General features: G+C 35.0%; 37 protein-coding genes. 32 read left to right on the forward strand and 5 right to left on the reverse strand.

Going from position 1 to position 26,808, the window contains the following annotated elements; genetic code table 11:
- Positions 1 to 88 precede the first annotated feature (88 nt).
- Positions 89 to 478 carry a transcriptional repressor GlnR gene (gene glnR / locus ACX5JI_RS05140; protein WP_459499988.1) on the forward strand — a complete coding sequence of 130 codons (390 nt, stop codon included), beginning with the start codon at positions 89 to 91 and terminating at the stop codon, positions 476 to 478.
- Positions 479 to 526: 48 nt separating this feature from the next.
- On the forward strand, positions 527 to 1,861 hold the full coding sequence (glnA, locus tag ACX5JI_RS05145; RefSeq protein WP_459499989.1) for a type I glutamate--ammonia ligase: 1,335 nt from the start codon (positions 527 to 529) through the stop codon (positions 1,859 to 1,861).
- Positions 1,862 to 1,975: 114 nt separating this feature from the next.
- On the opposite strand, the gene ACX5JI_RS05150 is transcribed toward glnA, so the two are convergent.
- The gene (locus ACX5JI_RS05150) at positions 1,976 to 3,133 is read right to left on the reverse strand and encodes a site-specific integrase (protein ID WP_459499990.1); all 1,158 of its coding nucleotides are present in this window, start codon (positions 3,131 to 3,133) and stop codon (positions 1,976 to 1,978) included.
- Positions 3,134 to 3,213: 80 nt separating this feature from the next.
- Complete coding sequence (locus tag ACX5JI_RS05155) at positions 3,214 to 3,873, reverse strand: LexA family protein (RefSeq protein WP_459499991.1); 660 nt, start codon at positions 3,871 to 3,873, stop codon at positions 3,214 to 3,216.
- Positions 3,874 to 4,078: 205 nt separating this feature from the next.
- Here ACX5JI_RS05155 and ACX5JI_RS05160 point away from each other — a divergent pair, with 205 nt between their 5' ends.
- The 17 genes from ACX5JI_RS05160 (at position 4,079) to ACX5JI_RS05240 (ending at position 13,718) form a co-directional block, all read left to right on the forward strand.
- Positions 4,079 to 4,291, forward strand: a complete 213-nt coding sequence (locus ACX5JI_RS05160) for a helix-turn-helix domain-containing protein (protein ID WP_459499992.1) — start codon at positions 4,079 to 4,081, stop codon at positions 4,289 to 4,291.
- Positions 4,292 to 4,364: 73 nt separating this feature from the next.
- Entirely contained in the window at positions 4,365 to 4,634 is a 270-nt protein-coding gene (locus ACX5JI_RS05165) for a hypothetical protein (protein ID WP_459499993.1), read from the forward strand.
- An 86-nt stretch (positions 4,635 to 4,720) separates the two neighbouring features.
- Complete coding sequence (locus tag ACX5JI_RS05170) at positions 4,721 to 4,888, forward strand: hypothetical protein (protein ID WP_459499994.1); 168 nt, start codon at positions 4,721 to 4,723, stop codon at positions 4,886 to 4,888.
- The gene (locus tag ACX5JI_RS05175; protein ID WP_459499995.1) at positions 4,889 to 5,047 is read left to right on the forward strand and encodes a YqaI family protein; all 159 of its coding nucleotides are present in this window, start codon (positions 4,889 to 4,891) and stop codon (positions 5,045 to 5,047) included.
- 91 nt (positions 5,048 to 5,138) lie between these two features.
- Positions 5,139 to 5,423: a hypothetical protein gene (locus ACX5JI_RS05180; protein WP_459499996.1), complete on the forward strand. Its 285-nt coding sequence runs from the start codon at positions 5,139 to 5,141 to the stop codon at positions 5,421 to 5,423.
- The gene (locus ACX5JI_RS05185; protein ID WP_459499998.1) at positions 5,401 to 5,949 is read left to right on the forward strand and encodes a host-nuclease inhibitor Gam family protein; all 549 of its coding nucleotides are present in this window, start codon (positions 5,401 to 5,403) and stop codon (positions 5,947 to 5,949) included. Before ACX5JI_RS05180 ends, ACX5JI_RS05185 begins: the two co-directional genes overlap by 23 nt.
- 2 nt (positions 5,950 to 5,951) lie before the next feature.
- Positions 5,952 to 6,206, forward strand: a complete 255-nt coding sequence (locus ACX5JI_RS05190) for a hypothetical protein (protein ID WP_459499999.1) — start codon at positions 5,952 to 5,954, stop codon at positions 6,204 to 6,206.
- Positions 6,207 to 6,208: 2 nt separating this feature from the next.
- A complete protein-coding gene (locus ACX5JI_RS05195) occupies positions 6,209 to 7,144 on the forward strand; it encodes a DEAD/DEAH box helicase family protein (protein ID WP_459500001.1) in 936 nt (311 codons plus the stop codon).
- Positions 7,141 to 7,299, forward strand: coding sequence for a hypothetical protein (locus ACX5JI_RS05200; RefSeq protein ID WP_459500002.1), 159 nt, complete (start codon positions 7,141 to 7,143; stop codon positions 7,297 to 7,299). Before ACX5JI_RS05195 ends, ACX5JI_RS05200 begins: the two co-directional genes overlap by 4 nt.
- A gap of 20 nt (positions 7,300 to 7,319) precedes the next feature.
- On the forward strand, positions 7,320 to 7,754 hold the full coding sequence (locus ACX5JI_RS05205; protein ID WP_459500003.1) for a DUF669 domain-containing protein: 435 nt from the start codon (positions 7,320 to 7,322) through the stop codon (positions 7,752 to 7,754).
- Between the two features lie 69 nt (positions 7,755 to 7,823).
- Positions 7,824 to 10,211 carry a phage/plasmid primase, P4 family gene (locus tag ACX5JI_RS05210; protein ID WP_459500004.1) on the forward strand — a complete coding sequence of 796 codons (2,388 nt, stop codon included), beginning with the start codon at positions 7,824 to 7,826 and terminating at the stop codon, positions 10,209 to 10,211.
- Between the two features lie 299 nt (positions 10,212 to 10,510).
- Positions 10,511 to 10,945: a hypothetical protein gene (locus ACX5JI_RS05215; RefSeq protein WP_459500005.1), complete on the forward strand. Its 435-nt coding sequence runs from the start codon at positions 10,511 to 10,513 to the stop codon at positions 10,943 to 10,945.
- Positions 10,946 to 11,485 (forward strand): ERCC4 domain-containing protein, encoded by a 540-nt coding sequence (locus tag ACX5JI_RS05220; protein WP_459500006.1) that lies wholly within the window; start codon positions 10,946 to 10,948, stop codon positions 11,483 to 11,485.
- Positions 11,485 to 11,631 carry a Fur-regulated basic protein FbpA gene (gene fbpA / locus ACX5JI_RS05225; protein ID WP_459500007.1) on the forward strand — a complete coding sequence of 49 codons (147 nt, stop codon included), beginning with the start codon at positions 11,485 to 11,487 and terminating at the stop codon, positions 11,629 to 11,631. Before ACX5JI_RS05220 ends, fbpA begins: the two co-directional genes overlap by 1 nt.
- A gap of 31 nt (positions 11,632 to 11,662) precedes the next feature.
- On the forward strand, positions 11,663 to 11,935 hold the full coding sequence (locus tag ACX5JI_RS05230; protein ID WP_459500008.1) for a hypothetical protein: 273 nt from the start codon (positions 11,663 to 11,665) through the stop codon (positions 11,933 to 11,935).
- A 50-nt stretch (positions 11,936 to 11,985) separates the two neighbouring features.
- The gene (locus tag ACX5JI_RS05235) at positions 11,986 to 12,423 is read left to right on the forward strand and encodes a hypothetical protein (protein ID WP_459500009.1); all 438 of its coding nucleotides are present in this window, start codon (positions 11,986 to 11,988) and stop codon (positions 12,421 to 12,423) included.
- A 176-nt stretch (positions 12,424 to 12,599) separates the two neighbouring features.
- A complete protein-coding gene (locus ACX5JI_RS05240; RefSeq protein WP_459500010.1) occupies positions 12,600 to 13,718 on the forward strand; it encodes an alpha-helical endospore appendage domain-containing protein in 1,119 nt (372 codons plus the stop codon).
- Between the two features lie 430 nt (positions 13,719 to 14,148).
- Here the strand turns inward: ACX5JI_RS05240 and ACX5JI_RS05245 are convergent, their stop codons facing one another.
- Positions 14,149 to 14,880 (reverse strand): hypothetical protein, encoded by a 732-nt coding sequence (locus ACX5JI_RS05245; RefSeq protein WP_459500011.1) that lies wholly within the window; start codon positions 14,878 to 14,880, stop codon positions 14,149 to 14,151.
- 82 nt (positions 14,881 to 14,962) lie between these two features.
- Between ACX5JI_RS05245 and ACX5JI_RS05250 the strand changes: the two genes are divergently transcribed.
- From ACX5JI_RS05250 to ACX5JI_RS05310, 13 genes are all read left to right on the forward strand, one after another.
- Positions 14,963 to 15,349: a DUF1492 domain-containing protein gene (locus ACX5JI_RS05250; protein ID WP_459500012.1), complete on the forward strand. Its 387-nt coding sequence runs from the start codon at positions 14,963 to 14,965 to the stop codon at positions 15,347 to 15,349.
- A gap of 228 nt (positions 15,350 to 15,577) precedes the next feature.
- Positions 15,578 to 16,597 carry a lysozyme family protein gene (locus tag ACX5JI_RS05255; protein ID WP_459500013.1) on the forward strand — a complete coding sequence of 340 codons (1,020 nt, stop codon included), beginning with the start codon at positions 15,578 to 15,580 and terminating at the stop codon, positions 16,595 to 16,597.
- Between the two features lie 334 nt (positions 16,598 to 16,931).
- The gene (locus ACX5JI_RS05260) at positions 16,932 to 17,819 is read left to right on the forward strand and encodes a M23 family metallopeptidase (protein ID WP_459500014.1); all 888 of its coding nucleotides are present in this window, start codon (positions 16,932 to 16,934) and stop codon (positions 17,817 to 17,819) included.
- Between the two features lie 168 nt (positions 17,820 to 17,987).
- Positions 17,988 to 18,152: a helix-turn-helix domain-containing protein gene (locus tag ACX5JI_RS05265; protein ID WP_459500015.1), complete on the forward strand. Its 165-nt coding sequence runs from the start codon at positions 17,988 to 17,990 to the stop codon at positions 18,150 to 18,152.
- 2 nt (positions 18,153 to 18,154) lie between these two features.
- Complete coding sequence (locus ACX5JI_RS05270) at positions 18,155 to 18,448, forward strand: Rho termination factor N-terminal domain-containing protein (protein WP_459500016.1); 294 nt, start codon at positions 18,155 to 18,157, stop codon at positions 18,446 to 18,448.
- A complete protein-coding gene (locus ACX5JI_RS05275) occupies positions 18,445 to 18,819 on the forward strand; it encodes an HNH endonuclease (protein ID WP_459500017.1) in 375 nt (124 codons plus the stop codon). Before ACX5JI_RS05270 ends, ACX5JI_RS05275 begins: the two co-directional genes overlap by 4 nt.
- Before the next feature lie 104 nt (positions 18,820 to 18,923).
- Positions 18,924 to 19,361, forward strand: a complete 438-nt coding sequence (locus ACX5JI_RS05280) for a P27 family phage terminase small subunit (protein WP_016079070.1) — start codon at positions 18,924 to 18,926, stop codon at positions 19,359 to 19,361.
- A gap of 46 nt (positions 19,362 to 19,407) precedes the next feature.
- Entirely contained in the window at positions 19,408 to 19,776 is a 369-nt protein-coding gene (locus ACX5JI_RS05285; RefSeq protein WP_459500018.1) for a hypothetical protein, read from the forward strand.
- Between the two features lie 63 nt (positions 19,777 to 19,839).
- The gene (locus tag ACX5JI_RS05290) at positions 19,840 to 21,519 is read left to right on the forward strand and encodes a terminase large subunit (protein WP_459500020.1); all 1,680 of its coding nucleotides are present in this window, start codon (positions 19,840 to 19,842) and stop codon (positions 21,517 to 21,519) included.
- 62 nt (positions 21,520 to 21,581) lie between these two features.
- Positions 21,582 to 22,007 carry a phage holin family protein gene (locus tag ACX5JI_RS05295; protein ID WP_459500021.1) on the forward strand — a complete coding sequence of 142 codons (426 nt, stop codon included), beginning with the start codon at positions 21,582 to 21,584 and terminating at the stop codon, positions 22,005 to 22,007.
- On the forward strand, positions 22,007 to 23,008 hold the full coding sequence (locus ACX5JI_RS05300; RefSeq protein ID WP_459500022.1) for a GH25 family lysozyme: 1,002 nt from the start codon (positions 22,007 to 22,009) through the stop codon (positions 23,006 to 23,008). The genes ACX5JI_RS05295 and ACX5JI_RS05300 overlap by 1 nt, the downstream gene beginning before the upstream one ends.
- 171 nt (positions 23,009 to 23,179) lie before the next feature.
- Positions 23,180 to 24,268: a response regulator aspartate phosphatase gene (locus ACX5JI_RS05305; protein WP_459500023.1), complete on the forward strand. Its 1,089-nt coding sequence runs from the start codon at positions 23,180 to 23,182 to the stop codon at positions 24,266 to 24,268.
- Positions 24,268 to 24,465, forward strand: a complete 198-nt coding sequence (locus ACX5JI_RS05310) for a hypothetical protein (RefSeq protein ID WP_459500024.1) — start codon at positions 24,268 to 24,270, stop codon at positions 24,463 to 24,465. The genes ACX5JI_RS05305 and ACX5JI_RS05310 overlap by 1 nt, the downstream gene beginning before the upstream one ends.
- Before the next feature lie 136 nt (positions 24,466 to 24,601).
- Here the strand turns inward: ACX5JI_RS05310 and ACX5JI_RS05315 are convergent, their stop codons facing one another.
- Positions 24,602 to 25,126 (reverse strand): hypothetical protein, encoded by a 525-nt coding sequence (locus ACX5JI_RS05315; RefSeq protein ID WP_459500025.1) that lies wholly within the window; start codon positions 25,124 to 25,126, stop codon positions 24,602 to 24,604.
- 3 nt (positions 25,127 to 25,129) lie between these two features.
- The gene (locus tag ACX5JI_RS05320) at positions 25,130 to 26,806 is read right to left on the reverse strand and encodes a T7SS effector LXG polymorphic toxin (RefSeq protein WP_459500026.1); all 1,677 of its coding nucleotides are present in this window, start codon (positions 26,804 to 26,806) and stop codon (positions 25,130 to 25,132) included.
- Positions 26,807 to 26,808 lie beyond the last annotated feature (2 nt).

The following is a 26,808-nucleotide window of genomic DNA, read 5'->3' on the forward strand; positions in this document are numbered from 1 at the left end:
ATCATGTAAGAAAAGCTAACATCCGTTGACAATAAACATAACATAATATAAAATAAGAAACAGTTAAGGCGAAGGAGGAACTGAAACAATGAAAGAAGATAGACGTTCTGCCCCGCTGTTTCCTATAAGTATTGTAATGGATTTAACACAATTATCTGCGCGACAAATTCGCTACTATGAAGAGCACAATTTAATTTTCCCGACCCGTACGAAGGGAAATCGTCGATTGTTTTCATTTAACGATGTAGATAAGTTGTTAGAAATTAAAGATTTGTTAGATCAAGGCTTAAATATGGCTGGTATTAAACAAGTGTTACAAATGAAAGAAAATCAAACAGAAGCAGTGAAAGTAAAAGAAGAAACGAAAGAAATTTCAAAATCCGAGCTTCGTAAAATTCTTCGAGATGAATTACAACATACAGGTAGATTCAATCGAACTTCTTTACGACAAGGTGATATATCTAGATTTTTTCATTAAAGATGATGAATTCTGAAAGTGTTTAGAGGGACTAAGGAGGAATATGTAATGGCAAAGTACACAAAAGAAGATATTTTTCGTTTAGCGAAAGAAGATAATGTAAAGTATATCCGCTTACAATTTACGGATCTTTTAGGGATTATTAAAAACGTAGAGATTCCAGTTAGTCAGTTAACAAAAGCTCTAGATAATAAAATGATGTTTGACGGATCTTCAATTGAAGGGTTTGTTCGTATTGAAGAGTCTGACATGTACCTATATCCAGATTTAGATACTTGGGTAGTATTCCCTTGGACTGCTGAAAAAGGTAAAGTAGCTCGCTTAATTTGTGATATTTACAATGCTGATGGCACTCCTTTCGAAGGTGACCCACGTAACAATTTAAAACGTATGCTAAAAGAAATGGAAGCATTAGGATTTACAGAATTCAATCTTGGACCAGAACCAGAGTTCTTCTTATTTAAAGTTGATGAAAAAGGCAACCCAACATTAGAACTAAATGATAATGGTGGATACTTCGATCTTGCACCGATGGATTTAGGAGAGAACTGTCGTCGCGATATCGTTCTTGAACTTGAAGAAATGGGCTTTGAAATCGAAGCATCTCACCATGAAGTTGCACCAGGGCAACACGAAATTGATTTTAAATATGCGAATGCACTTCGTTCATGTGATGACATTCAAACATTCAAACTTGTTGTAAAAACAATCGCTCGTAAGCATGGTTTACACGCAACATTTATGCCGAAACCATTATTTGGAGTGAACGGTTCTGGTATGCACTGTAACTTATCACTATTCAAAAATGGAGAAAACGTATTCTACGATCAAAACGGTGATTTACAATTAAGTGATGATGCTCGTCACTTCATCGCAGGGATTTTAAAACATGCACCAGCGTTTACAGCGGTAGCAAACCCAACTGTAAACTCTTACAAACGTTTAGTTCCTGGTTATGAAGCACCTTGTTACGTAGCATGGTCTGCACAAAACCGTAGCCCGTTAGTACGTATTCCAGCATCTCGCGGCATCAGCACACGTGTAGAAGTACGTAGTGTTGATCCAGCTGCAAACCCATATTTAGTAATGGCAACATTATTAGCAGCCGGCCTTGATGGAATTAAAAATAAATTAACACCACCAGCTGCGGTAGATCGTAACATTTATGTAATGACAAAAGAAGAGCGTGAAGAAGCAGGTATCGTTGACTTACCAGCAACATTAGCGCAAGCGTTAGTTACATTACAATCTGACGAAGTTGTATGTGGTGCATTAGGTGAGCATTTACTTGAGCACTTCATTGAAGCGAAAGAAATTGAGTGGGATATGTTCCGCACACAAGTCCACCAATGGGAACGCGATCAATATATGACTCTTTACTAAGAGTGTGAGGCCTTGATACTACGGTATCGGGGGCTTTTTTCTTTCGGGCAATTTTATTGAGGGTTTGTTTATTTTATCAACCGCCCGATAATTGCCCGGATTTTTTGAAAAAAATTATTCAAGGACATTTTGCATGTGCTCCTCGAATTTGTTCATTGCTTCTTGATCTAACTTTTTACTTATGTGTGAATAGACATCAGATGTAATTTGCATACTGCCATGTCCAAGGCGTTCTTGTAAATACTTCATGCTTACGCCAGCTTCAAGTTGTAATACGGCGTGTGTATGTCGTAATGAATGAATTGGTAAAGGTGGTATATTTGCTTTCTTTAAAATTCTAGAAAATGAATTAAAAAGACTTGATTTTGGCATATAGTTACCATCATTTCTACAAAAAACTAAATTCAGCTCAAAATGGTAACTATCATTTAAGGCAAGCTTGTTTTGGTTCTGGTATTTTTGATGAAAATGCAGATCATTTGCAAGACCCTGACTGATTGTAATGCTTCGTTTTGAATTATAATTTTTTGTGTCCCCAAAAATCATATCTGGATTCTTAGCTGCCTCTCGGAAATCTAATGATTTGTTAATGTTAATGGTTTTTTCTTTCAAATCAATATCAGTCCATTGTAGAGCAGCTGCTTCACCTTTTCGCATGCCGGTTTCAATTAATGTTTTGTAAAATATCCAATAAATATAATCGTATTTATACGCCTCTCGCAAAAAATCAGCAATATGTTCTGATTCTATAAACTGTATTTCTGGTTCTTTCTTTTTGATTTTTATTTCTACCCCAATACAAGGATTCTTTGTTATCTTTTCTAAGATTATTGCTTTCTCCATAGCGTTATATATAGTACCATGAACGATTTCAATAGTCCGCCTACTGAATCCTTTTTCAGTTAAATGATTGATAAATTTTTGGTATAGAGTAGGTTTAACATCTTTTAAGAGAATGTTTTTAAAATAAGGAATGATATGGTTTTCGATACTATTATTGTGTAATGAAAGTGTATTTTTCGCCACGGTTCCTTTTTTGTATTCATTCAACCATGTTATGAGATATGATTTCAATGATTCATCAGTTGGATGATCACCTTCACGAATTTGCCTTTCCATTTCCTCTGCTGCTAATTTTGCTTCGGCTTTATTTGAAAATCCCTTTTTGGATTTCTCCCTAGTTTTCCGTGTGATTGGATCCTGATAATAGATACGGTATTCCCAAAAATCTTTAGTAGATCCTTTCTTTTTATATTTATGGAAGGTAGCCATAGGAAAGCTCCTTTCTTTTTTTGTTTAAAAAGAGTAGACCGTCGCCTACTCTTTGATGTTAAATTGCTAGCGCTAGAAATTTAATAATTCTTTACTGCTTGTATAACACGACCAATGATTTTTACATCTTCAGCTGAAATATCGTAAGTCTGTGGTTCGTGGACAGGATCATTACTCAATGGTATTAAAGTAATGATGTTTCCGGATTTTGAAATCTTTTTCACAGTAGCATCATAACCATTGACTTTTACAACAGCAATTTGTCCATTCTCAACAAAAGGAGTTTCCTCCACAAGAACATAAGAACCATCAGGGAATTCAAGATTCATGCTAGTACCTTTCACAGTAAGATAAAAATATTTTTTGCGCTTATTTAAAAATGTACTTAACATTGGTAAATATCCTTCAATATTTTCTTCGGCAAATATAGGAATCCCGGCTGCAACAGAGCCAATGATAGGGATATGAATAATGTTTGATTGGTCGTTTCGAATAGTTTCGTATATAGAAACTTCTTCTTTGACTGGATTATTCTCTTCATTTGCTAGTCGTTCTAAATCATCGGTAGTAATTCCTAATCCTTTACAAACTTTTATTACATTATCAATAGATGCTTTACCTATTCCTCTTGATAACATTGATTGCAATGTTGTGGGCGGAAGTCCGATCTTTTCTGCGAAAGCCCTTTTACTATATCCAGCTTCTTTTATTAAGCGTATTACAATCTCTGCTTTTTCCACTAATTTCACCACCTTTCTAATTAAAAATGTATACGATATTTCGTATATCTGTTTATATCATAACCTAACTGAATTTGTATGTAAATAGAAAAGTATACGAAAATGAGTATTTTTTTTCGTTTTTTCGTTGACTTTGTACGAAAATGCGTTTATATTGAAGTGGATATAAACGCAATATCGTTCAAATTAGTTGGGTGGTGAGAAAATGTATCCGAATCTGCGTGCAGAGATGGCGAGAAAAGGAATTATGATCACAGAATTGTCTTTGCATCTGAATCTTCGCCACGCGACAGTGAGTGACAAAATAAATGGTAAGTTTCGCTTTTATTATGATGAAGCTCTTGAAATTAAAAAAACCTTTTTTCCAGAACATAACTTAGAGTATCTTTTTGAGTTTGAAGAAAATGAAATCAATTGAAATTCGAGGAGAAATTCTCACTTTTTTTGAGAAAGAAATGTCGAATTTTCTTGATAAGAAAGAAGGTAACAAAATGTTTAATATTCAACTCGATAACCAAATTATCGAACAGCGTTTTTTAGAGGAGTTAAGGAAACGGCTCGATCAACTTGAGAGAAGGAAAACTTTGTGGGATATGAAAGAGCTCTGTAAACAAACAAGTATGAGTGAAAACACCATAAAAGAGAAGTTTTTCTATGATGAACGTTTTCCAAAATACAAGATAGGTGGGAAATGGTACTTTCCAGCGGTAGAAACAGAATGTTTTTTGTTGATGTGGATAAAAGAACAACCAATCCACTGATAAATAAGGGCTTTATTTTTTTGTTTATAAAATGTCGAAAAATGAAGTCGTTATTTATCGAAAATTATTAAGGATGGTGAAAAATCATGAACGGAGTATTATCCGCAACAAAATTAATGAAGGTATCTGAAGTAAGACAAAGATGTGCTGAAGCGAAGAACAGTCCTACATTGTTACTCGCTATGGAATTAGAAGCGAAGCGCAAGCTATATGAAATGAACCGTAAGGTTTCAGCTCGAAGGGAGGTGAGTTAATTGAATAAGGTTGCTGATCACCCAATTGAAGATGTATTCGGTGATGAAATTATAGAGGGTGATACTTATTTTGTATTTGGTCAAAATATCGTACTCTTAGAAAATTTAAAGTCGTACTTAATTCAGTATCACAATGTTGAATGCTTTCAAGCGCAATAAAAAAACCACCTGCGCCAACAGGTGATTTAGAAAAACAAAATTCACAGTCATTATATCATGAAATTTATTCGTGTAAAGGAGGTTTCTATTGATGGACCTTAAAACAGTTACTGAAACTGTACAAGCTATACGTTTAGCACAAGATAACGGCATTCTCAGTGTTCGTAACAATCAAGTACATGTAACTCGCAAAGTATTCGAATACTTGCTACAGGAGGTGGGAACGCAGCCTATGATAGTAAGTCGTGTATCAAAGGATTATCCGTTTGAAGTTTCTTTTGATAATAACGGTTTTACATATTATTCACTGTATGGTGCACAAGAAATGAAAAATAAATTTGGAGGTTTTATAGATGAACTCATTACAAGCAATTGAATTGGCGGAAGTAGATGAATTGCAAGATGCGGAACAACAATTTGAAATTACGGATATTAATGGATTGAACTGGGCTTTTCGTAAATTAACGGCTCTTAAAGCAGAGGAAAAGAAAGTAACACAATTAGCAAATGTTGAACGTGATCGTATTGATAACTGGGAACAAAGCGAATTGAAACCCATCCACAATAGTATTTCATTCTTTGAAGGTCATATCCAACGTTATCATATGGAACAACTTGCAGCGGATCCCAAGCAGAAAACGATTAGTACACCATACGGTAAATCTAAAACTCGTAAGAGTAAGGAAACGCCGGAACAGCGGGATAAAGAACAATTACTTCAATACGCTATTGAAAACCATCTCGATGATTGCTTAAAGACGGAAGTTAAATGGGGTGACTTGAAGAAGAAATTCAAGATTGAAGAAATTAGCGGTGAAAAAGTTGTTGTGGATGAGGATGGACAATTGGTTCCAGGGGTGACGGTTAAACCTGCGTCTATTACATATAGTGTGGAAGTGTAGAAATGATTCAGTTCTACAAAGGAATACGGTTAGAGCTTATTAACCGTAACTATAAAAGATATGCAGCAAAACGATTTACATTAGGTGGAACAAATCAAAACGTATGGATTCCTAATAAACATTTAAATCCTGACGGATCCATAAAAGAAAATGAAAATATCGATTATGTATTTAGAAAAGCTCAAAGGCAGTTAGAGCTTGCTGGATATACAGAGCCAATTATTGGCATAAAAAGACGTTCGATTGTGGAGGTATAAATATGTTCCAAGTAACAGAAGCGAAACGCGAAAAGATGAAAGCTGTAATTGGCTTTATCGGTTGTAGTGGTTCAGGTAAAACAGGTAGTTCATTACTTACAGCTTTTGGGATGATGCAAGAAGCATACCCTAATTTATCAGAAGAAGAATTGTGGAAGAAGATTGGTGTTATCGACACAGAGCATGAACGCTCAAAACTTCATGTAGGTCTTGTGTATGGAGAAACGAAAATAGGGAATTTCCTTCATATCAATTTCACTCCGCCGTACACAACTGAAAGATATAACGAAGCGGTTCGAGTTATGAAGAATGCTGGTGCTGAAGTACTTATCATTGATTCCTTGTCACACAACTGGCAAGGCGAAGGCGGCATTATAGAAACTCATGGTGAAATGTCTGGTAACTCATTTCAAAATTGGGGCAAGCTTTCATCTGAAACTACTAAATTAATAAAAACGTTAACTCAGAACAATGTTCATATTTTAGCAACTTTACGAACTAAAACTGAATATGTAGTAGAACCAGATGCAAAAGGGAAAATGGCTCCACGTAAAGTTGGTACTAAGCCAGTACAAAAGGATGAAATGGAATATGAGTTCATGCTTAATTTTGTAATCGATATTGATCATGTAGCTGATACTTCAAAGGATAATACGCAAATGTTCGAAGGACATCCACAAAAGATTACTGCTGAAGTAGGTCGCAAATTGTACAAATGGCTTGAGTTGGGTGTTGATGTGAAAAGCGAGGAAGAAAAAGAAAGAAATAATCTTATTGCACAAATTAAAGAGATTGCTAGTACGAGTGAAGATGCAACTAAGATGCTATCTGAAATTGAATTTAAAACTAATCAAAAACTTGAAGGTTTCAATATGAAATTCTTAAGCGTTGCTTTAGAGAGATTGCAACCCTTTAGTAAATCTGGAGAAAAAGCATGACACAAGGGCAACTTATTGAAATTCAAAAAAAGTTAGCAGGTCAATTTATGCAAAAAGTTGATGTTTATCACTATGAAAAATACAGAGGGATTTTAGTTGTAGGGCATGGAGAAGCGCTCCATCCGCACAACATCCTTGCTGTAATACCATATTAAAAAAATTGGAGGAATAAATAATGTTTACAGTAGATCATGAAAAAGCTAAAGGATTTGAACAAGTTAAGCCAGGTGAATATGAGGTAACAGTAGTTAATTATGAAATGAAGCAATCTTCTACTAAAAGCAACATGGTTGTCGTAGATTATGAAATTCGCTCAGATGTAAATCAAGCACATCAAGGTCAAAAGATTCAATTTGATAATTTTGTTGTCTCTGAAAATACAGAATGGAGATTCCAAGCAATATCTAAAGCGGCAGCTTTTCCAACTGGAATGAAATTTGCTTCCTATAAAGAATGGGCAGATACGCTTTTAAATAAAAATCTTAGATTAGTGGTTGGTGAACGTGAATATAACGGTAAAACATATCCGCAAGTAAATGGTTTTAAAGTATCTGAAGCGGCAGCTCCAAGTACTAGCGTTGATATTTCAGATGATGATGTACCATTCTAAAAAATAATTAACAAGATTCAAATAGGAGGGAGCTACTAATGGCTCCCTTTTCCAAAGGGAGAAAATCAAATGAGATATAAATTTAATCAAATACCGGCAGAGCTTAAAAACACTCCTCATTGGATCTTATGGCGGTCAGAAGTAAGAAACGGTAAGAAAACAAAAGTTCCTTATCAAATCAATGGGGAAATGGCTCAATCAAATAATAAGCGGAGCTGGTCAACGTTCCCGACAATCATAAAATTCTATGAACAAGGAGATTATGACGGAATTGGATTCATGTTTTCAAAGGATGATCCATTCATTGGAATTGATATTGACCATTGTATCCAAGAAGGTGCTCTTACAAGTTTAGCTGAGGATGTTATTGAAACTGTAAATAGTTACACGGAATATTCACCAAGTGGTGATGGCATCCACATTATTGCAAAAGGTAAGCTGCCATTAAAAGGACCAGGTACAGGACGGAAAAATGTAGATATCGGATTGGAAGTATACAGACACGGACGGTACTTTACTTTCACTGGTGATTGCTTAGATCAAGTTCCTGTGGAAGATAGAACGGATGAATTAAAAGTTTTATTTGAGAAGTATTTGAAAGAAAAGCCAAAGCCTGAAAAGAAGCAAAGCACTACTTCATTCGAACGAGAAGATATTACTAGTTTATCGAATGCAGAATTATGGGAGCGAATGTTTGATAGTAAAAGTGGTGCAGCCATTAAAGATTTATTCCAGGGCATATTGATTAATGGTGACCATTCTTCAACGGATATGGCCCTATGTAATCATCTTGCATTCTGGACGGATAAGGATGCAGCTAAGATGGATTCAATGTTTAGAGAATCTTCCTTACTTCGTGAGAAGTGGGATAAGCCACATTCAAGTGATGGCCGTACATATGGACAAATGACAATCGATACAGCAATTCTTTCTACGCCTTCCACAATAGCTGATTATGAACCGCCCGAAGAGAAAAAGTATGAGGTTTATATTTCTGATAACTCAATTGAAGATACTGAGGAAATTATTGATGAAGCCCCAAAGTTTCATTTAACTGAGTTAGGGAATGCGGAGCGTATTGCATATTATCATGGCGAGAATGTTCGCTATTGCAATGAATTGGAATGGCTCATATGGAACGGCAAGCATTGGCATGAGGACAGTAAGAGACAGATCGAAGCTATCACGGCTAAAACACTTAGGGCCATATATGGAGAAGCGAAGGCTACAGAAGATAAATATCAATCAAAGTTATTGCATGATTGGGCAAAAAAATGTGAAAGACGGTCAATTAGAATAAATAGCATATTGGATGTGAGACCTATGGTATCAGTGAAAAAGAAAGAATTAGATTCTCATAACTTTTTATTTAACTGTGAGAACGGAGTTATCGATTTAAAGACAGGTAAATTATTGCCGCATGACCGTGACTTGTTATTAACGAAGATTTCTCCAATTAAGTATGACAGGAATGCTGAATGTCCAAACTGGAAAGCTTTCTTGGAAAGTATTTTTAAAACACCTGCAGGTGAAGCGGATCATGAGCTCATTAATTATTTGCAGAAAGCAATTGGCTATTCATTAACCGGTGTAACGAAAGAGCAAGTAATGTTTTTCTTATTCGGTAATGGCCGAAATGGTAAGTCTACTTTTATCAATATCATTCAGGATTTACTTGGTGATTATGGACGACAAACAAACAGTGATACTTTCTTGAAAAAAAGAAATGATTCAGGAATCAATAACGATGTGGCCCGACTTGATGGAGCTCGATTTGTGTCAGCTGTAGAAAGTGAAGAAGGGCAACAATTATCTGAAGCCCTGGTTAAACAAATCACCGGTGGTGAGAAGATGTCAGCTCGTTTCTTACGTCAGGAATATTTTGAGTTTACTCCTGAATTTAAAGTATTCTTCACTACCAATCATAAGCCGATTGTTAAAGGTTCGGATGAAGGTATTTGGAGAAGGATTATGCTTATTCCATTTACTGTAACGATACCAAAAGACAAGATTGATTATGATCTACCAGATAAATTAGCAAAAGAAATGCCAGGTGTTTTGCGGTGGGCTGTTGAGGGTTGCATGAAGTGGCAGGCCGAAGGGTTGCGTGCTCCTGAAGCTGTGAAGGCAGCGAATGCTGAATATCGTGAGGATATGGACATATTGGCACCTTTCATTGATGAAAATTGTACGGTACATCCTACAGAGAGAATTGAAGCGAAGCTACTATATGAAAATTATACAAAGTGGTGTTATCAAAATAATGAATTGGATTTAAAGAATCGTGCTTTTTATCGTCAATTAGAAATTCGTGGATTCAAAAAAGAAAAAGGATCGAAAAATAAAACTTTCATTATGGGTATGACATTGAATAGTCATGCTAGTGCGAGTTTATTTTCAACAGACGATAAAAAAGAAGAAAGTAACATAACTCCTATAAATAGGAAAAAGATTTGATGTTGGGTTACTGAAGGGTTACTAAACTATTTTTTCAGTAACCCGTATAAATGTTGTTATATCAATGGTTTATAGCTTATGGGTTATTAAGGTTACTGAGTTTCCTATAACAGCCTATAAGAAAATAAATAAATAAAAAATAATATATATATATAGGACTTTAATAGAAAACCGGGTAACTTTAGTAACCCCGATAACCCAAATTGACCTTGAACCCTTGATACGACTGGTTTTGTAGTGGGTTACTGAATAAAAAACTTAGTAACCCTTGATAACCCTTTTAGAAAAAGAGGTGTAATATGCATCCAAAACAAATATGTGCTGATGTTCAATCGATGGGAGCGAAGCTCGTTCTTGATGGGAATGATTTATATATTGAGAACCATGAAAAAATTGCTCCTGAAGTTGAATCAGTTATTAAAGAATACAAGCTGCGTATCGTTAAGTACTTGCAAGATAATTATTCAGATCAAGATCATGCTGTGAAACAAACGATTGATAAAATCATTAATTTTTATATCGGCATTGAACAGGATATGAATCCGAAAATAAATGATTGGTTTAATCATGATGAAGCTGCAGCAAGGTTGGTCATGGAATTAACATTAAACTTTTCACTTAATGGCTGGATGTATGTAAAAGCATCTGTGGCCAACTATGAAAATAAATTAACAGACGAGCTTTCGCAAGAAATATTCAATCGTGCAATGTCGCACTTTAGGAAGGTGAAATAAATGTCAGCAATTCATTATCGATATACAGATAAAGAATTAAAACAAATTCTAGATACATTAGAAATTATGGTAGATACCAGGGAACAAAAGAATCAGCATGTACTAGATTATTTTCGTAAAAAGGATGTTCCGTTCAGACTTAGAAAAATTGATACAGCCGATTATTCAGCGGTAATTCCTAAGAATCCTGAGATGGGAATTACACGAGATGTTTATTTAAGTGCTGGAGTAGAACGGAAAAACGGTGTAGATGAATTGGTTCAATCGATTAAAGATCGTACAAGATTTGAAAATGAATTGATTCGTGCTGCTAAACATCCATTTGTTCTTCTTGTGGAAGATCTACAAGGCTATCACAAAATATTAAAAGGTGAGTATATAAGTCAATACAAACCAGAATCATTGCTTGGTAGTTTGAAAACATTTGAAGTAAGGTATGGATTTTCAACGGTGTTTATTGAGCCTGCTACAACCGGAAATTACATATATCATCATTTTTTATACATGGCTCGTGAGTATTTGAAAAAAGGAGTCATATGATGGAATCAAAAACAATTGAAGTCCAAAGGGACTTTTATAAATCAGAATTAATCCAAATGGGATATTTTAAAACGCCTGAAGGGTTACAGCTTTATGAATTATCTTTAGCACAACTTAAAGAGATTTATAAAGAGGTAAATTCATAAGGCTGTTTTGTCGAAAGGTGTCGAATGAATAATGAATTATTCTCGTGAAGAGCAAGAAACTACATTGGTTTTTGACTATAGCACAGGCGAGTGGATGGTTTACTCTACTGTTCCTAAACACATTCGAAAACTAGCTAATTTATGTGAGTTACAGACCTTAGAAGAAGAGGATGGAAGGCCAACGGCTGTTAAAGGTGTTCTTCAAGAAAAACAAGTAACAATGAAGAATTTACGAGTTATGACAGAAGAACAGAAACAGAAAGCGGCTGAAAGACTTTCTAAGGCTAGAAACGTACAGAAATAATAGGAAAACTTCAGTTCTAATATCAATCTAATACAAAAGGAGCCTGAACCATGACAAAGGTAAAATTGAACGTTTTATTCAAGAAAATGCAAAAGGACGATAAAAAGGAAGTTTTACAGTTTCACGTATTGAGTGATGAACTTCCACATGCTGATGATTTATTAAAAATGCCAGGTACAATTGTTCATCTAACTGTGGAGAAAAGTGAAGTTGAACCAATTGGTGCGGAATTCGTTAACATTCAACGTGATAGCAAGAAAACAGCAATTAAATTAAATGTAAAAAGTGATGCTAAAGGTGTAGTGAATCAACTTTATCCTTTCGCTGGAGGAAATGTTGATATCATTCTTGAGCCTTCGCAAATGTCTATTGATGAATTCTATGAAGAACCACATGAAGGGGGAGAGTATAACGTTAATTCAGATGAGACAACGGAAGTTGCTCCTGGTCAATTGAAGATTGTTGATGATGAAAGTGTTGCGGAATAAAAATTTGTCCTGGGCTTCTTGATTGAAGAGGTGCTTGTTGTAGTTTAAAGTGCCATTTGATGATGTTGTTTTACAGTGGAATTTTTTGTTGTTAGGTATTAGCTTGTCACCCTTGTCCTGAACTTACCATATTATTTAAAGAACAATAAATTTATGATGTGAAGGGAGAAACTAATATGTCACAAGCAAATATACCTAATATTACACCGAATATTACGTTAACGCGTGAAGAATCGATTAATTTAATATTAGCTTCCATTGCTTTAGAAGAACTAGGTTTAGCGCATATTATTAATGCAGAAGCAGAAAAAATTCAATATGCGATTGGAACATTGGCTGGACTATCCCCAGCTGCTACATTGGCTGAAATTTTAGCGGTGAATGAAAGTGTAAATAAGACGATACAAAGTGCACTAAAAACGCAGATGTTGTTACAAGGTAAGTTAGAAAGTGTTATACAAACACCTGTATTAACAGGACCTACTGGACCTGCTGGGCCGACAGGACCTGCGGGAGGTCCAAGTGGACCGACAGGAGTAACAGGGGCAACAGGAGCAACGGGACCGACAGGAGTAACAGGGGCAACAGGAGCAACGGGACCGACAGGAGTAACAGGGGCAACAGGAGCAACGGGACCGACAGGAGTAACAGGGGCAACAGGAGCAACGGGACCGTCAGGAGCAACAGGGGCAACAGGAGCAACAGGAGCAACGGGACCGTCAGGAGCAACAGGAGCAACGGGACCATCAGGAGTAACAGGACCTACTGGGGTGTGTGCTACTTGTCCAACTGGTCCAACTGGTGCAACGGGAGCAAGTGGAGCGACAGGGGCAACAGGAGCAACGGGAGTAACAGGGGCTACGCAACTTGCTCCAACAGCTAGTTTTGCTTCTTATTCAACGCCGCTTGGTGGTCAACAGGTAGGGGATGTTCCAGAAGCTATAGTATGGACACAAATCAATGAACAAAGTTCAGGTGATATAACAGCTGCTGTGCCTACTACTGATATTATATTAGCTCCTAATTCTGCTTATTATGTTGTGTATGAAATGACTGTAAATAATGATACAGCTACAGCTGAAGATATAAATGTACATTTAGAATTGAATGGAGTGACTGTGGCAGGTTCTACTACAAATCGTAATGGAATTGTAGCAGGTGGATCTGAAGGTTTTTCAAATGCGACTATATTCACAACAGGTCCAGGAGGAGGAGTTCTTCAGCTTATAACTGATGGAAGTGCTGGTTCAGATTTTAACATTTCTAGTGGAATTAATTTAATTAAACTAAGTTAATTTTATGTTTATTTGGGATTATATAAGTGAAAAAAGAGTAGAATTTGAATTTAGGTGTAGTGTCAATGGTAAGCATAACGAAATGAGCATTAAAAAGTGTTCTTATCCCCACATAGGGTGTGGGGATTTTACATAAAGAGAAATTGCTTTCCTGAGTATTTGAAAAATAAAGCAATCTATAATTAATAAAAAATTTATTTTGTAGAAAAAACAGCTTTTCAGATTAAGAAAAAACTAAGTTGTTTTTCTTTCTTAATATATTTGGTCGTGTGGACGGTAAAACGTCTTAGAAAGGAAAATAAACGTGTTTTACTAGATTTAGAGGTTTTAATTGGAAAATAGGATGAACTAACGATGTTTCAAATTTTTAACTACCAAAATAGATAAAGGAAACGATATACACCGTTTCCTCATAATTAAAAACTTGTGATTATTTAAGTAAGAGACCCACGATTGGACCAATTAGATCTTTAATTGCAACTCCAGTTGATAAAACTGTATTCATTTTATCAATAATATTAAAGATACCTTTAACATTTTCATCTTGGGCTACAGGTGTAATAACCTTATTATTCATGAATAATGAACCGATTGTTTGTTCTAATGCAGTTTTCATGCCATCAATACCAGAAATTTTATAAGAAATTAAGGAGGCTCTAATTGAGTCCAAGTTTTTAAATAATAGTGACTTAACATCTTCTGGGAGAGTGGAGTCAGTTATGTTTTCTATTAAAATATCAATTTCACTAATTAAATTAATAATCTCCTCACTGTTAACGCTATTTTCATGGAGATCATATATGAAGTTCATATGATCGCTTATAAAAGATAATGCAGTCAATGTTTCACTATCTATATGGGTTTTAAATCTGCTCATATCGCCTTCAAAATTCATTGAAGAAAGCGCTAATTCAATATTAGATAGGAATTTTAAATTTCTCTCATTATTTAACTTTTCATTGCCTTTTATGTATTCTTGAGTAGCTAAAAAAAGGTTAAGCATGGAATTCATTGAAATCAGCAAAGACGATGTATCATTTGAATCAATTCCAAATACCTTTGCCCAAGTTCCCTTAAAAGAAGTGTCCATAGGTCTAACATTCTTGCAATTATCGTAAGCATCTTTTAAAAGAATATATAGTTTACTTGCGGGATTTTCCATTTGAAAATCTCCTCTCTGTTTTTCTATTATTTTACAATGATTGTTATGAAAAATAAATAATTGAAAGTAGGTGAATCATCATTTGTTTGATTGGCTGAAAGACTATCAGAAATTAGAAGAAGATATTGCTTATTTAGATTACAACTTAGACAAAACAAAAGCTGAATTAAAACGCTGGGTCAGTGGTGATTTGCGAGAGGTACGTTTAACCGCTGAATCGGAAGGTGCAAAGGTAGAAGAACGTATTGAAGCAATTGAATATGAATTAGCGCACAAGATAAATGCAATGCATGATTTAAAGAATTTAATTAGTAAGTTCAAAGGGCTAGATAATAAAATACTCAAAATGAAATACGTTGATGGTATGACACTAGCGAGTATTGCTTTCGAATTAAATTATAGTCCAGACTATATTAAACGTAAGCATGCTGAAGTAAGAAAGATAATAAAATTTGTAGACGATCTATAAGGTGACTTTTTGGGGAGTTACCTTTAGGGCAACGAAACTATTGTAAAAATGAATTATAGTAATAACATAAGAGATTGACGAAAGGGCAACTGATGCATGGTTGCTCTTTTTTCTTGTGAAGGGAGGTGAGTACCACGAATTGATTTTATAGAATAGTGAGCATTTAGCAGTTAGATGTACTTAGTAAAGTAGTAGTTTTTTAGACAGAAAATAAGGAGATGTTTAGTAATGAATAAATTAGTTGCTTCAACTAAAACAGTTAATCTGCCACAACAGGTTCTACGATGGCAGACAATGGTAGAAAATGAATGTACTGCACAAGGTGTACCTGAGTTAGTACCTTATGTACTTGGAATTATCATGGTGGAAAGTGGTGGGGACGCTGAAAAGACCCCCGATATTATGCAGTCAAGTGAATCCCAAGGAAGACCTATGAATTCAATTAACAACCCTAAGGAGTCAATTCATTACGGAGTAATGCACTTAAAAGGAGCTTTTGCAGATGCAAAGAAGTATGGTATTACTGATTTAAGTGCTATTGTTCAAACATATAATTTTGGACGTGCTTACATCCGTTGGTTAGCTTCTAACAATAAGCAGCATTCACTACAGGTGGCAGATCAGTATTCTAAAACTGTTGTTGCGCCATCTCTTGGAAATAACACTGGCGCTATGGTTCGATATAGTCATCCTATCGCTGTGGCATACAATGGTGGCTATCGATATAGAAATGGTGGGAATTTTTTCTACGCTGAAATTGTTAAACAATATGTGGATTTTAATGGAGGAACTGATCATACAGATGTAGATACTCGCAAAAATGTGACACTCCCTTCTGATTGGTCCATAAAAAATATGGGATATGTAACTGTATTAAATCCTCACTCATGGGTTTATAAGGAACCAAATGAACTATCAGAACATGTCGGTGATGTACCTAAAGGTTCTGGTCATGTATATTTAGAAAATGCATGGGATGGAAAGAGATTCTGGTTTAAAATTGCGAATGATAACTGGATTCCTGAAGATGCTGTTCATATCGAACGAGATGGGAAGAACTCTGGTGTTATTTGGAATGAATGGAATGGCTTAGAGTGTTTTCATCATTCAAGTGAAAACAGCGGAATTAGAGATCGAATTGGAGTAGGCCAGTGGATTGTAGAGCAACGTGAAAATACCAATTGGATTTATATCAAGGATAAAGGCTGGGTATACTTCGATGAAAAAATAATGCGTTGGCTTCGATAATGAAAGAGACAGCTTTTAGTGAAGTGACACCCAAAAGGGAGAAAGTTTATTTCATTAGGCAATGGATATTTTACGGGTAACGTAATTAATGATAAAATACCGTATTTTATTTTAAGTGCAGCTTGTATGGACAACCTATGTTATGTCTTGGAAACAGTACATGATTAAAAGTAGAACATTTTGATGTTAGGTAACGGTGGAGAGTTTTTCATTCTGTTCATCTTAAAATTGGAAAATTATAATATATCCCGAAAATAATAAATATAGACAGTGAACGAAGGTGCTCATTTAAGTACCTTTTTTATATTGTGTAAAAATAGAAAGGAAGATTAATATGGCAAAATTTATTTATCCAACAGATACAACGAGAGTAACAAGTGGTTTTAGGGGTAGTAGACCAGATCATCATGGGGTAGACCTTGCTCAAGTGGGTGATCATCCGATTTATGCAGCGGCTAGCGGGCAAGTTAGTCGTTCTTATCTTTCATCCAGTTATGGTGAATGTATTATGATTGTGCATACTATTGATGGAGTTACATGGGAAACTGTATACGCTCATATGCGTAATGGTTCTCGAAAGGTTAGAGAAGGTGATTATGTTACACAAGGACAAACAATTGGAGTTATGGGTAACACGGGGCAGTCTAGTGGTCAACACTTGCATTTTGAATTGCATAAAGGACGCTGGAATATTAATAAGAGTAATGCTGTGAACCCGTTAGACTACTTGGGGAAAGGCGACGATGGCAACACTGGAAATGGAACTGACCTTACAGATGTAGATACTCGCAAAAATGTGACACTCCCTTCTGATTGGTCCATAAAAAATATGGGATATGTAACTGTATTAAATCCTCACTCATGGGTTTATAAGGAACCGAATGAACTATCAGAACATGTCGGTGATGTACCTAAAGGTTCTGGTCATGTATATTTAGAAAATGCATGGGATGGAAAGAGATTCTGGTTTAAAATTGCGAATGATAACTGGATTCCTGAAGATGCTGTTCATATCGAACGAGATGGGAAGAACTCTGGTGTTATTTGGAATGAATGGAATGGCTTAGAGTGTTTTCATCATTCAAGTGAAAACAGCGGAATTAGAGATCGAATTGGAGTAGGCCAGTGGATTGTAGAGCAACGTGAAAATACCAATTGGATTTATATCAAGGATAAAGGTTGGGTATACTTCGACGGAAAAATAATGCGTTGGCTTCGATAATAAAAGCATTCCTTATGGGGTGCTTTTTATTATGTGAAAATTACAAGGTGGTAATAGCATGTATTATTGTTTAAGTTTTTTCGGTGGGTTCATAGTTTGCTTGATAATTATGATTCAGTTTATTAAGGCGAAGGAAGTAAAGGAATTGGATTGATAAGGAGTGAGGGGATGAATACATTCTTTCATAATACAATCGGTGTACATGAAGCTGCATCTATTCTTAATGTATCACCTGGATATGTTAAGAACCTTTGTGCTGAAGGAAAGATTGTAGCAAAGAAGATTGGTAAGACATGGGTGATTGATAAATCAAGATTAAGGGGAGTGAGATAATAATGATTACTGAAATTAGAAAAACAATATCAGGTACAGAGTATTGGGATAACAAAGAAAAGCGAAGTCTGTTTGTTCCAACTGGTGAAGAGCCAGGATTCGAAGTAACTGTAAATCCTGAGAGCATGATCATGGGCATGGACTTAGCAAACGGTAAAGATATGACAGTGGTTAGTGAAGTACCAGTACTAAGTAACATGACAGTGAAAGAGTTACGTGAGTATGCTGCTGAGTTAGGTATTGATATTCCTTCTGATATGAAAAAGAAAGAAGACATCATTGCTTTATTATCATGAAATACTGTGACTTTAACGGCTGCCATAACAAGATAAGTAAGGGACGTTATTGTGAAGAACATAAGCGCAATAAACCAAGGAAGAAGAAAGACAAGAAGAACATCTATCATCACGAGAACAAACCATTCTATAGAACAGACGAATGGATGTATGTAAGGTCTCAAGTATATGAACGAGAGAAAGGATACTGTCAACGATGTGGAAGGTTCGTCTTTGGTCGGAGTGCTCATGTTCATCACATCATACCAATTAAACAAGATGAAACACTTAAATTAGAAATAAATAACTTAATGCTACTTTGTCCAAAATGTCATATCAAAGAAGAAAATGAAGATAAACCAAAAAAGGTTTTTCCGAGTTATTTTGGATAAGCCCCCCCTATCAAAAAATAAAATTTGTCCTCTGGGGAGGATAGGTAGCGTAGGGGGCATCTCTATCGTTAGACAACATTTTAAAAAATAAAGGGGGGTGTGAAATGTCTACGAAAAAAGAGCGTCAAAAAATTGTTGCCGATAAAACAGAAGCTGAGAAAAATCGGATATTAAAAATCATGCGTGACGCAGATATTTACACCCTTACTTTAGATCCATTAATTGAATCTTATTTAGATATTTTCGAAGTTTATATGACAATGTTTATCGAATGGAAAGAGAAAGGGTTTCCGCCTACTCAGCGTCACACCAATAAAGCAGGAGCCACAAATAATTCAAAGCATCCATTGGCGCAGCAAGTAGAAACTTGGGCTGATAAAAAAACAAAGGCATTGGATTTGTTGGGGCTTACTAATAAGGCTAAACCAGGTAAATACGTCACTGGTGGTTCTACGGTTGGAAAAAATGAAGAGGTGGAAAAACCTAAAGCAAAGGTTAGTGAGTTAGATAAACATCGTGCAAAATGGAGAAATAAAGCTTAATAGTTGATATAATTTAACTATTATTATATTAACGAGGTGAAGTGTGATGGGAATAACAGATACAATAAAAGGGATCAAAGCATTAGCTGTAGGTATGGAAAACGTAGAATTAATAAGTAAATTAATGGATCTACAAACACAAGCATATGAAATTTTAGACGAAAATAGAGAACTAAGACTAAAGTTGGAAGAAATCCAACGTACTGATGAAATTTCTCATGATTTAGAGTACCTACCTGATTTTTATTATAGAAAGAGTGATGGTAGTGGTCCGTATTGCCCTACATGTTGGGATGTAAATAGGAAACTGGTTAATGTTCCAATCAGAGGTAACATTGATCTAGGATATTCAGGGACCTGTAGAAATTGTGGTGCAGCACACCTTAGTGTGCCGCTTCAGAAAATGCCATTATGATAATCTGAAAATAAGTCACACGATCGGTGTGGCTTTTTATTATGCCTTGGAGGTGGTGTTTATGTGATTGAACGAGGCGTTAATTATGCAGATATTTATGCAAAAAAAGTAAGAAAGAATCCTAAAAAATATCCCGATACTATCAAAGCAATGGTAGATCGTTATTATAAATGGAAAAAGCGTAAAGATATCTGGTTCGATGTGGATCGTGCAAATGAAATGATGGATTGGGTTGAAACATTTGTCCGTCATACTAAAGGTGATTTAGCTGGACAACCTTTTATCCTGGAAGATTGGGAGAAATTCGCTTACTCCTGGATCTATGGATGGGTTCATAAGAATGAAAAAGGACAAATTGTCCGAGTTACTCGTGAAGCTTACATTCAGGTTCCTAAGAAGAATGGTAAAACTTTAATCGGTGTTGGTGCTCTAGGTTATGCGATGTATGGTGAAGGAGTACTCAGTGCCGATTGTTATTGTTGTGCGAGCGATTTTAACCAGGCTCAATATGCAGCAAAGCCATTTGCAGCAACAATTATGAATCATGATGTAATGGAGTGCTCACACATTTATAAAGGGCCAAAAGGTACCATTTCGAGTGTGACATATGATTATATTCGTGATGATTTAGCTTATCAGAACCAATTCATTGTAATGAGTAAAAACATTCAATCCATTGAGGGTTCCAATCCACACTTCATTTTAAATGATGAGCTCCATGCTCAAGAAAATATGGATCAGTACGATAACTTTAAATCAGCACAGGTTTCTCGTGCTGAGCCAATTATGTTTAATATATCAACAGCTGGTAAAGGTTCATCAAGTGTTGGTATGCGAGTATATCGTGAAGCAAAAGAAGTATTGAAACGTGATGATAATGACTCAAGTTTTGTCATGATATACGAACCTAACAAGAACTATGATTGGACAGATCGTAATGTTTGGGCAATGGTTAATCCGAATATCGGTGTATCTGTAACGATGAGTGCACTTGAAACAGAATTCATCTCAGCATCACGTTCAGCACATAAAAAAGCCGAGTTTCTTTCTAAACATTTAAATGTATTCGTAAATGGAGCGGAAAACTTCTTTGAACAAGGACAAGTTGAACATGTTCTTGTGGATGACCTGGGGGATTTAACAGGTGAAACTTGCTATTTGGGATTAGATTTATCGAAAACAACCGATTTAACATGTGTTAGCTTGAATTTTCCTAACTCTGGTTATACCGAAGATGGAAAGTCAATCTTAAAGGTTAAACAAATGTATTTTGTACCTAACGAGGATATTGAACATCGCGAAAAAGAAGATAACGTTCCATATACGGATATGGTTGAACGTGGTTTTGTTACCTTTTGTGATGGGAAAATGATAAACCAGGATCAAGTTATGGATTACATTGTGGAATGCATGAATTTATACGATGTACAACAAATAAACTATGATCCAGCAATGTCACAGAAGTTAATTGAAAAACTTGAGAACCTTGGTTTAGAATGTATTGCTGTAAATCAGTTTCCAAATGTTATGAATGCGATGATTGATGATTCGGAAATACTTATTTATGAAAAACGTATAATGACCGATAATCCTTTATTTGTTTATTGCGCCTTGAATGTTGTAGTTGTATCAAACCCATACTATAATGTTGCTTTTATAGATATTAAAAATAATGGTGTTTATGTTGGGAGTAACCTGAAAAACAAGTGGGTACAAATTTGTGGTACTTATTTGACAAAATAAATAACTTCAAAACAAAAGATCACATAATGTGTTCTTTTTTATTTTATAAAGGAGGTAAACAAGTGGATCGTATTGACGTATTAATGAAAACATTTGTAGCCGCATTTGGTGGCTTCTGTGGGTACTTTTTGGGAGGATGGGATACAACATTGAAAGTTTTAGTAATCATGGCAGTTATCGACTATATTACAGGCGTAATGGCAGCAGGATTTAACGGGAAATTGAAAAGTAAAGTTGGATTTAAAGGCATCGCCAAAAAGGTGGTGCTATTTTTATTGGTCGCAGCAGCCACTCAAGCTGATGCGATTATAGGTACAAATAATGCTATTCGTGAAACTACACTCTTTTTCTTTATTGGAAACGAGTTGCTTTCACTTTTAGAAAATGCTGGACGTATGGGAATTCCACTTCCACAGGCTTTGACAAACGCTGTTGAAATTTTAGGTGGCAAACAAAAACAAGAAGAGAAAAAAGGAGATGTTGAATAATGGGACATATTGTTGATATTTCAAAATGGAACGGTGATATTAATTGGGGAGTAGCTGCTCCGCAGCTTGATTTAGTGATTGCTAGAGTACAAGATGGGTCAAATGTTGTAGATCATATGTATAAGTCTTATGTAGCCTCTATGAAGGCTTATAATGTACCATTCGGAAACTATGCTTTTTGCAGATTTGTTTCTGTAGAAGATGCAAAAGTAGAAGCTCGTGATTTCTGGAATCGTGGCGATAAGGATGCATTGTTCTGGGTAGCTGATGTGGAAGAAAAAACAATGGATAACATGAAGGCAGGAACACAGGCTTTCATTGACGAGTTACGTCGTTTAGGTGCTAAAAAAGTAGGGTTATACGTTGCCCATCATACGTATGTAGAATTTGGGGCAGCAAATATAAATGCTGATTTCGTATGGATCCCACGTTATGGCGATAATAAACCAGCTTATCCATGTGACATTTGGCAATATACAGAGACAGGGAATGTTTCTGGTATTGGAAAATGCGATTTAAACAAATTAATTGGTAGCAAATCTTTATCTTGGTTTACCGATACTGGTACAAACAATGGAATTGTAGCAGAGGGCGAAAATTTAGGCAGTATTACTGTAAGTGCTGATGTTGCAAATGTACGACAAAGCCCATCAACAGATGCGAAAATTATGCGTCAAGTCAATAAAGATAGTAAACATCCATACTTAGCTTGGAGTTATGTTGACGGTCATTTTTGGTACAAGATCGCTGAGGATAATTGGTTAAGAGATGATGTGTGCTTTATTAATAAAGATGGTAAAACAAATGGTGTTGTTTGGGTTTCGGGAACAAACATTAATCTTCGTAAGGGTGCATCCACAGGAGACCCAGTCATTAATGTAATTACAAAACAATCTGCATACGATGTACATTATCGTTATGAAAATTGGCTTTATGTTACAGGCGAGGGTGTTGAAGGTTGGATGTATTTCGATGAATCGTATGTGAAATGGATTAGATAAAACAAGTGCCGGCTCTTAATCAATGAGAGTCGGCTTTTTTTGTTTTTGCTTCTAAATAAGTATTCTGACAATTGTTTTTCAAGTAGTTTTAAAGCGGGCTAAATATATAACGCGCTGAATTATGTTAATATTTAGTAAAATATAGATAGATGACAAGGGGGATGATTTATTGTGGATACACATATAGTAACTAAAGAGCAAATTAAGCATTCATTGGATACTTGGTATCAATCAATGTTAAAACACGATTTTATTCAATCAAAATCATTAAAAGAAGAAATAGATTCTCAAGTTAGCGCAATAGAAGTAAATAAGCATACATTACTTTATTATTCTTTAATGAATTTCCGTTATCAAGTATTAACAGACAGTTTAAGTGTTACAAAAGAAAGCTTTGATACAATTGATTCTCTATATGATCCTAATAATAATGTTTTAACGTATTATTATCATTTGTTCAAGGGGATATATGAAACATTAATGACAAATTACCAAGTAGCAAATGGAGAATTTGAACAAGCAAAATCATTATTAAAAAACATTTCAGATCCATTAGAACATGCTGAATTTCATTATCGATTTGCATATCTTTCTTATCAATCTTATCAAACGCTATTGGCAATTGACCAGGTTCGTTTAGCAAAAGCTGAATATGAAAGGCATTCTAATTATGAAATCTGTATTGCATTATGCGAAAATATTTTTGCTATGTCTTGTATTGATTTAAGGCAATTTGAACAAGCAGAAGAAAGCTTTACAAAGGCATTAGATGTATTCAAAAAAGCTGGTATTGAACGATTTACATTAATGATCCGCAATAACTTAGGATTGCTATATGCAAATCAAAATTTATCAGAATCGGCACTTCGCCACTTATCAGAAGTGACAAAAAAGTCTCCAAATCATTTTCGTGCGATTTATCTAGAAGCTGATGAATATTTAAAACTACACCAATATAACGAAGCTGAAGCATTGATAGAAAAAGGATTACATATATGTAATCAGTTGAAAAATCATGAATATCAGTACCGTTTCATGATTTTAAAAGAAATGAATACAAACACAGAATTACTAGAAAAAGCTATTTTAACAGGAATTTCATACTTTGAAAGAGAAGAATTATTTGACTGTATTGAAGAATATGCAGGTCGTTTAGCAGATAAATTCTATAATGAAAGTAACCACGAAAAAGCAAGTAAGTATTATCACATGAGCAAAGAGGCAAAGCAAAAACAATTGGTGAAAGGAGCGTTAAAATAATGAAAAAGGTTATATTAACAGCGTTAGGATTTGCATTCACACTCTCTATTTTAGGGGCAGATAATTTCAGTGCATTCGCAATGAATAAAGGTGACGGCGGAGCACCTGCAAGACCTGATTATATCAATATTGGCGATGGTGGTGCACCGTCTAATGCACATGGAAATACTGGTATAGTTGTAGCACAAGAAATTTAAGTGAATTTACAGCAAAAAAGAAGAACGTTTACCCTCACTACAAGGCGTTCTTCTTTTTTATTTAGATATTTACATTTCATTTAAATAAAAAAATTCATCTTTTATAATGTTATTCATAACACATCAACTTAATGTATTACAATAAATTATGATCTTCTAGTAATTGATACCAATCATCATCTTTACTACCTACTGTGTCACTAATCCCTCCAGATTGAACAAACTTATTACCTAATTCACAATATTTTTGTCCTAAATAATAATTTTGTAAGAAATTATTAAAATCACCATATGATTCAATAACAAAGTTTTGATCAATTAAATCTCCAAACAAACAAGATATTTCCCCATTAATCTTATCAATAAATAATGGGTAATTTTCTATTGTCCCTATACAAAGCCATTTATCAGCACCACCTGGCATGTCTTCCGCATAAAACTGAATACTTTCAAGTTTTTGATGACCATATATAGTAATTACTCCACCATTCAATATTTTATATTTTCTTGTAATGAAATAATAATCTTTTAAAATAGTCTCTTCTAATTTTTCATCAATTATTTTTTCTTCTTCCACAATTTCACCAATAACCAAACTAAATGGGTCATCACCTAAAATATTCTTAACTAATTCTATTTTTTTCAATACTGATTTATCCATTTTTTATTCCCTCTCAATATTTATTTTCACTCTCGAACCATAAGGAGCATCTTTTAATTGTACTCCTAAAAGTCCACCAATTCTTCTATTTGTAAATTGATCCATAAATTGAAGATTACTCCTAATATCTTCTCTATTAAGCCCTAAATCCCATCGATGATCTGGATCCATATCATATTTTACTTTATCAATTAATTTTTTTGCTAATTCTTTATCTCGTGGATAATATATTTCAATTATCTTCTTTATAGCATCCTTTCTATACTGCTTTGTTACTTGAGGATCTCTAATAGGTTTTGTTTTTTGTAGTAAGTTTGCATCACTCAAGTCTTGTAATTTTTTCACTTTACGATCAAAATCACGTAAATTCATATCTCGGAGTTCATTACCCCATTTTACATTCTTTTCAAACTTTATAGTTACTTCGTAATACTCACCTAATTCATCTACCTTTTTTACAGCAGGTGGGACCTTACGTTTTTCTACACTTTTACCAGATTTACTTAAATTTCCTTCTCCACTACTTGCTCTTATGAAAAAATCTTTAGACGTAGAAAGTTCATTTTTGAATGGACTCATATCAGCAAAAGCAAATCGGTCTTTCAATGGCATTTGATTCGAAACGGACGAGATGCCTTCTGAGAATTTTGCTAGATTCACACCTTCACTAAGTGTAGTTATTTTCCCTACTTTGCTTATCCCTTTATCTCCCAGCCATCCTAATCCAAGTTCCATAAAAATATTTGTTCCCCACTTTGTACCACTTTCTAAATCACCATGCCAAACATCATTCATAAATGAATCTGAAAAAGTATTCCATGCAGTAGAAAATGTCTCTAAAGGGTGACCTATAGCATACTTAATATTTTCTTTTGTTACTGTATCGTCTAATGAATCAAACCCTTCTACAATACCTCCAATAACTTGACCAGAACCAACGTATACACCATCCCAAATTTTTCTAAGCATAGATTTTTCAGAGGGTTTACCAAACGTTGCACTATCTTCGATATTATCACCTGATAAATTGCTATTTACAAAATTGTCCGCTTTACGTGTCATCTTTTCTTCAAATGATTGAATAGAAGTAGCCCACTCCATATTCAACCCTTGCGTACTAAATGTGCCACTTGCAGGACTAAAACCTTTTCCGCTTTGGACTTCTGCAAGACCTGTAGCAATACTAGCGGCTAGTTGGAGTGCAGTATCATAATTACTACTAGAAGTATAATTAAATTCATGTAGATGTTCTAGCTTTTCTTGCAGTTTCCGTTTCATCATATCAAAAATACCCATCATAGCGTCCGTACCTGGAAGGGGTACAGTTTGACTGATGGCTTCCATATTTGCTCTCGTTTGGTCAATCCCTTGAATTTGTTCTAATATTTCTTGTTCGATTACATCGGTTGAAGCTACTTGTGATTGAAAGCCGTTCGGAAAGGCATTATTCTGACGAATTAATTCTTCACATAAGTAAATGATTCCTTGTGCTAAAGGACGAAAGGTGTGTACAAAAAATGATTTTGCACTGCTATATGTATGTCCTTGTAAAACAGTATCAATTGCAAAAGCATCAATTGACTGAATGGCTTGTTCCATACCTTGAATGGTAGCGGTACATACGGCATTCATACTTTGTGTTTGGGTATGTACTTCCCCTAGATACATATTTAAACTCAAAA

The sequence above is a fragment of the Bacillus sp. C1 genome (assembly GCF_054570475.1).

Bases quoted from the DNA above. Each gene is read 5' to 3' on its own strand.
- ACX5JI_RS05240 (WP_459500010.1), top strand. From the start codon at position 12,600: ATGTCACAAGCAAATATACCTAATATTACACCGAATATTACGTTAACG.
- ACX5JI_RS05310 (WP_459500024.1), top strand. From the start codon at position 24,268: ATGAAAAAGGTTATATTAACAGCGTTAGGATTTGCATTCACACTCTCT.
- ACX5JI_RS05245 (WP_459500011.1), bottom strand. From the start codon at position 14,880: ATGGAAAATCCCGCAAGTAAACTATATATTCTTTTAAAAGATGCTTAC.
- ACX5JI_RS05220 (WP_459500006.1), top strand. From the start codon at position 10,946: ATGTCAGCAATTCATTATCGATATACAGATAAAGAATTAAAACAAATT.
- ACX5JI_RS05195 (WP_459500001.1), top strand. From the start codon at position 6,209: ATGTTCCAAGTAACAGAAGCGAAACGCGAAAAGATGAAAGCTGTAATT.
- ACX5JI_RS05260 (WP_459500014.1), top strand. From the start codon at position 16,932: ATGGCAAAATTTATTTATCCAACAGATACAACGAGAGTAACAAGTGGT.
- fbpA (WP_459500007.1), top strand. From the start codon at position 11,485: ATGGAATCAAAAACAATTGAAGTCCAAAGGGACTTTTATAAATCAGAA.
- ACX5JI_RS05270 (WP_459500016.1), top strand. From the start codon at position 18,155: ATGATTACTGAAATTAGAAAAACAATATCAGGTACAGAGTATTGGGAT.
- ACX5JI_RS05200 (WP_459500002.1), top strand. From the start codon at position 7,141: ATGACACAAGGGCAACTTATTGAAATTCAAAAAAAGTTAGCAGGTCAA.
- ACX5JI_RS05275 (WP_459500017.1), top strand. From the start codon at position 18,445: ATGAAATACTGTGACTTTAACGGCTGCCATAACAAGATAAGTAAGGGA.
- glnA (WP_459499989.1), top strand. From the start codon at position 527: ATGGCAAAGTACACAAAAGAAGATATTTTTCGTTTAGCGAAAGAAGAT.
- ACX5JI_RS05210 (WP_459500004.1), top strand. From the start codon at position 7,824: ATGAGATATAAATTTAATCAAATACCGGCAGAGCTTAAAAACACTCCT.
- ACX5JI_RS05235 (WP_459500009.1), top strand. From the start codon at position 11,986: ATGACAAAGGTAAAATTGAACGTTTTATTCAAGAAAATGCAAAAGGAC.
- ACX5JI_RS05255 (WP_459500013.1), top strand. From the start codon at position 15,578: ATGAATAAATTAGTTGCTTCAACTAAAACAGTTAATCTGCCACAACAG.
- ACX5JI_RS05280 (WP_016079070.1), top strand. From the start codon at position 18,924: ATGTCTACGAAAAAAGAGCGTCAAAAAATTGTTGCCGATAAAACAGAA.
- ACX5JI_RS05285 (WP_459500018.1), top strand. From the start codon at position 19,408: ATGGGAATAACAGATACAATAAAAGGGATCAAAGCATTAGCTGTAGGT.
- ACX5JI_RS05265 (WP_459500015.1), top strand. From the start codon at position 17,988: ATGAATACATTCTTTCATAATACAATCGGTGTACATGAAGCTGCATCT.
- ACX5JI_RS05300 (WP_459500022.1), top strand. From the start codon at position 22,007: ATGGGACATATTGTTGATATTTCAAAATGGAACGGTGATATTAATTGG.
- ACX5JI_RS05160 (WP_459499992.1), top strand. From the start codon at position 4,079: ATGTATCCGAATCTGCGTGCAGAGATGGCGAGAAAAGGAATTATGATC.
- ACX5JI_RS05315 (WP_459500025.1), bottom strand. From the start codon at position 25,126: ATGGATAAATCAGTATTGAAAAAAATAGAATTAGTTAAGAATATTTTA.
- ACX5JI_RS05180 (WP_459499996.1), top strand. From the start codon at position 5,139: ATGGACCTTAAAACAGTTACTGAAACTGTACAAGCTATACGTTTAGCA.
- ACX5JI_RS05205 (WP_459500003.1), top strand. From the start codon at position 7,320: ATGTTTACAGTAGATCATGAAAAAGCTAAAGGATTTGAACAAGTTAAG.
- ACX5JI_RS05230 (WP_459500008.1), top strand. From the start codon at position 11,663: ATGAATTATTCTCGTGAAGAGCAAGAAACTACATTGGTTTTTGACTAT.
- ACX5JI_RS05150 (WP_459499990.1), bottom strand. From the start codon at position 3,133: ATGGCTACCTTCCATAAATATAAAAAGAAAGGATCTACTAAAGATTTT.
- glnR (WP_459499988.1), top strand. From the start codon at position 89: ATGAAAGAAGATAGACGTTCTGCCCCGCTGTTTCCTATAAGTATTGTA.
- ACX5JI_RS05190 (WP_459499999.1), top strand. From the start codon at position 5,952: ATGATTCAGTTCTACAAAGGAATACGGTTAGAGCTTATTAACCGTAAC.
- ACX5JI_RS05165 (WP_459499993.1), top strand. From the start codon at position 4,365: ATGTTTAATATTCAACTCGATAACCAAATTATCGAACAGCGTTTTTTA.
- ACX5JI_RS05170 (WP_459499994.1), top strand. From the start codon at position 4,721: ATGAACGGAGTATTATCCGCAACAAAATTAATGAAGGTATCTGAAGTA.
- ACX5JI_RS05185 (WP_459499998.1), top strand. From the start codon at position 5,401: ATGAACTCATTACAAGCAATTGAATTGGCGGAAGTAGATGAATTGCAA.
- ACX5JI_RS05215 (WP_459500005.1), top strand. From the start codon at position 10,511: ATGCATCCAAAACAAATATGTGCTGATGTTCAATCGATGGGAGCGAAG.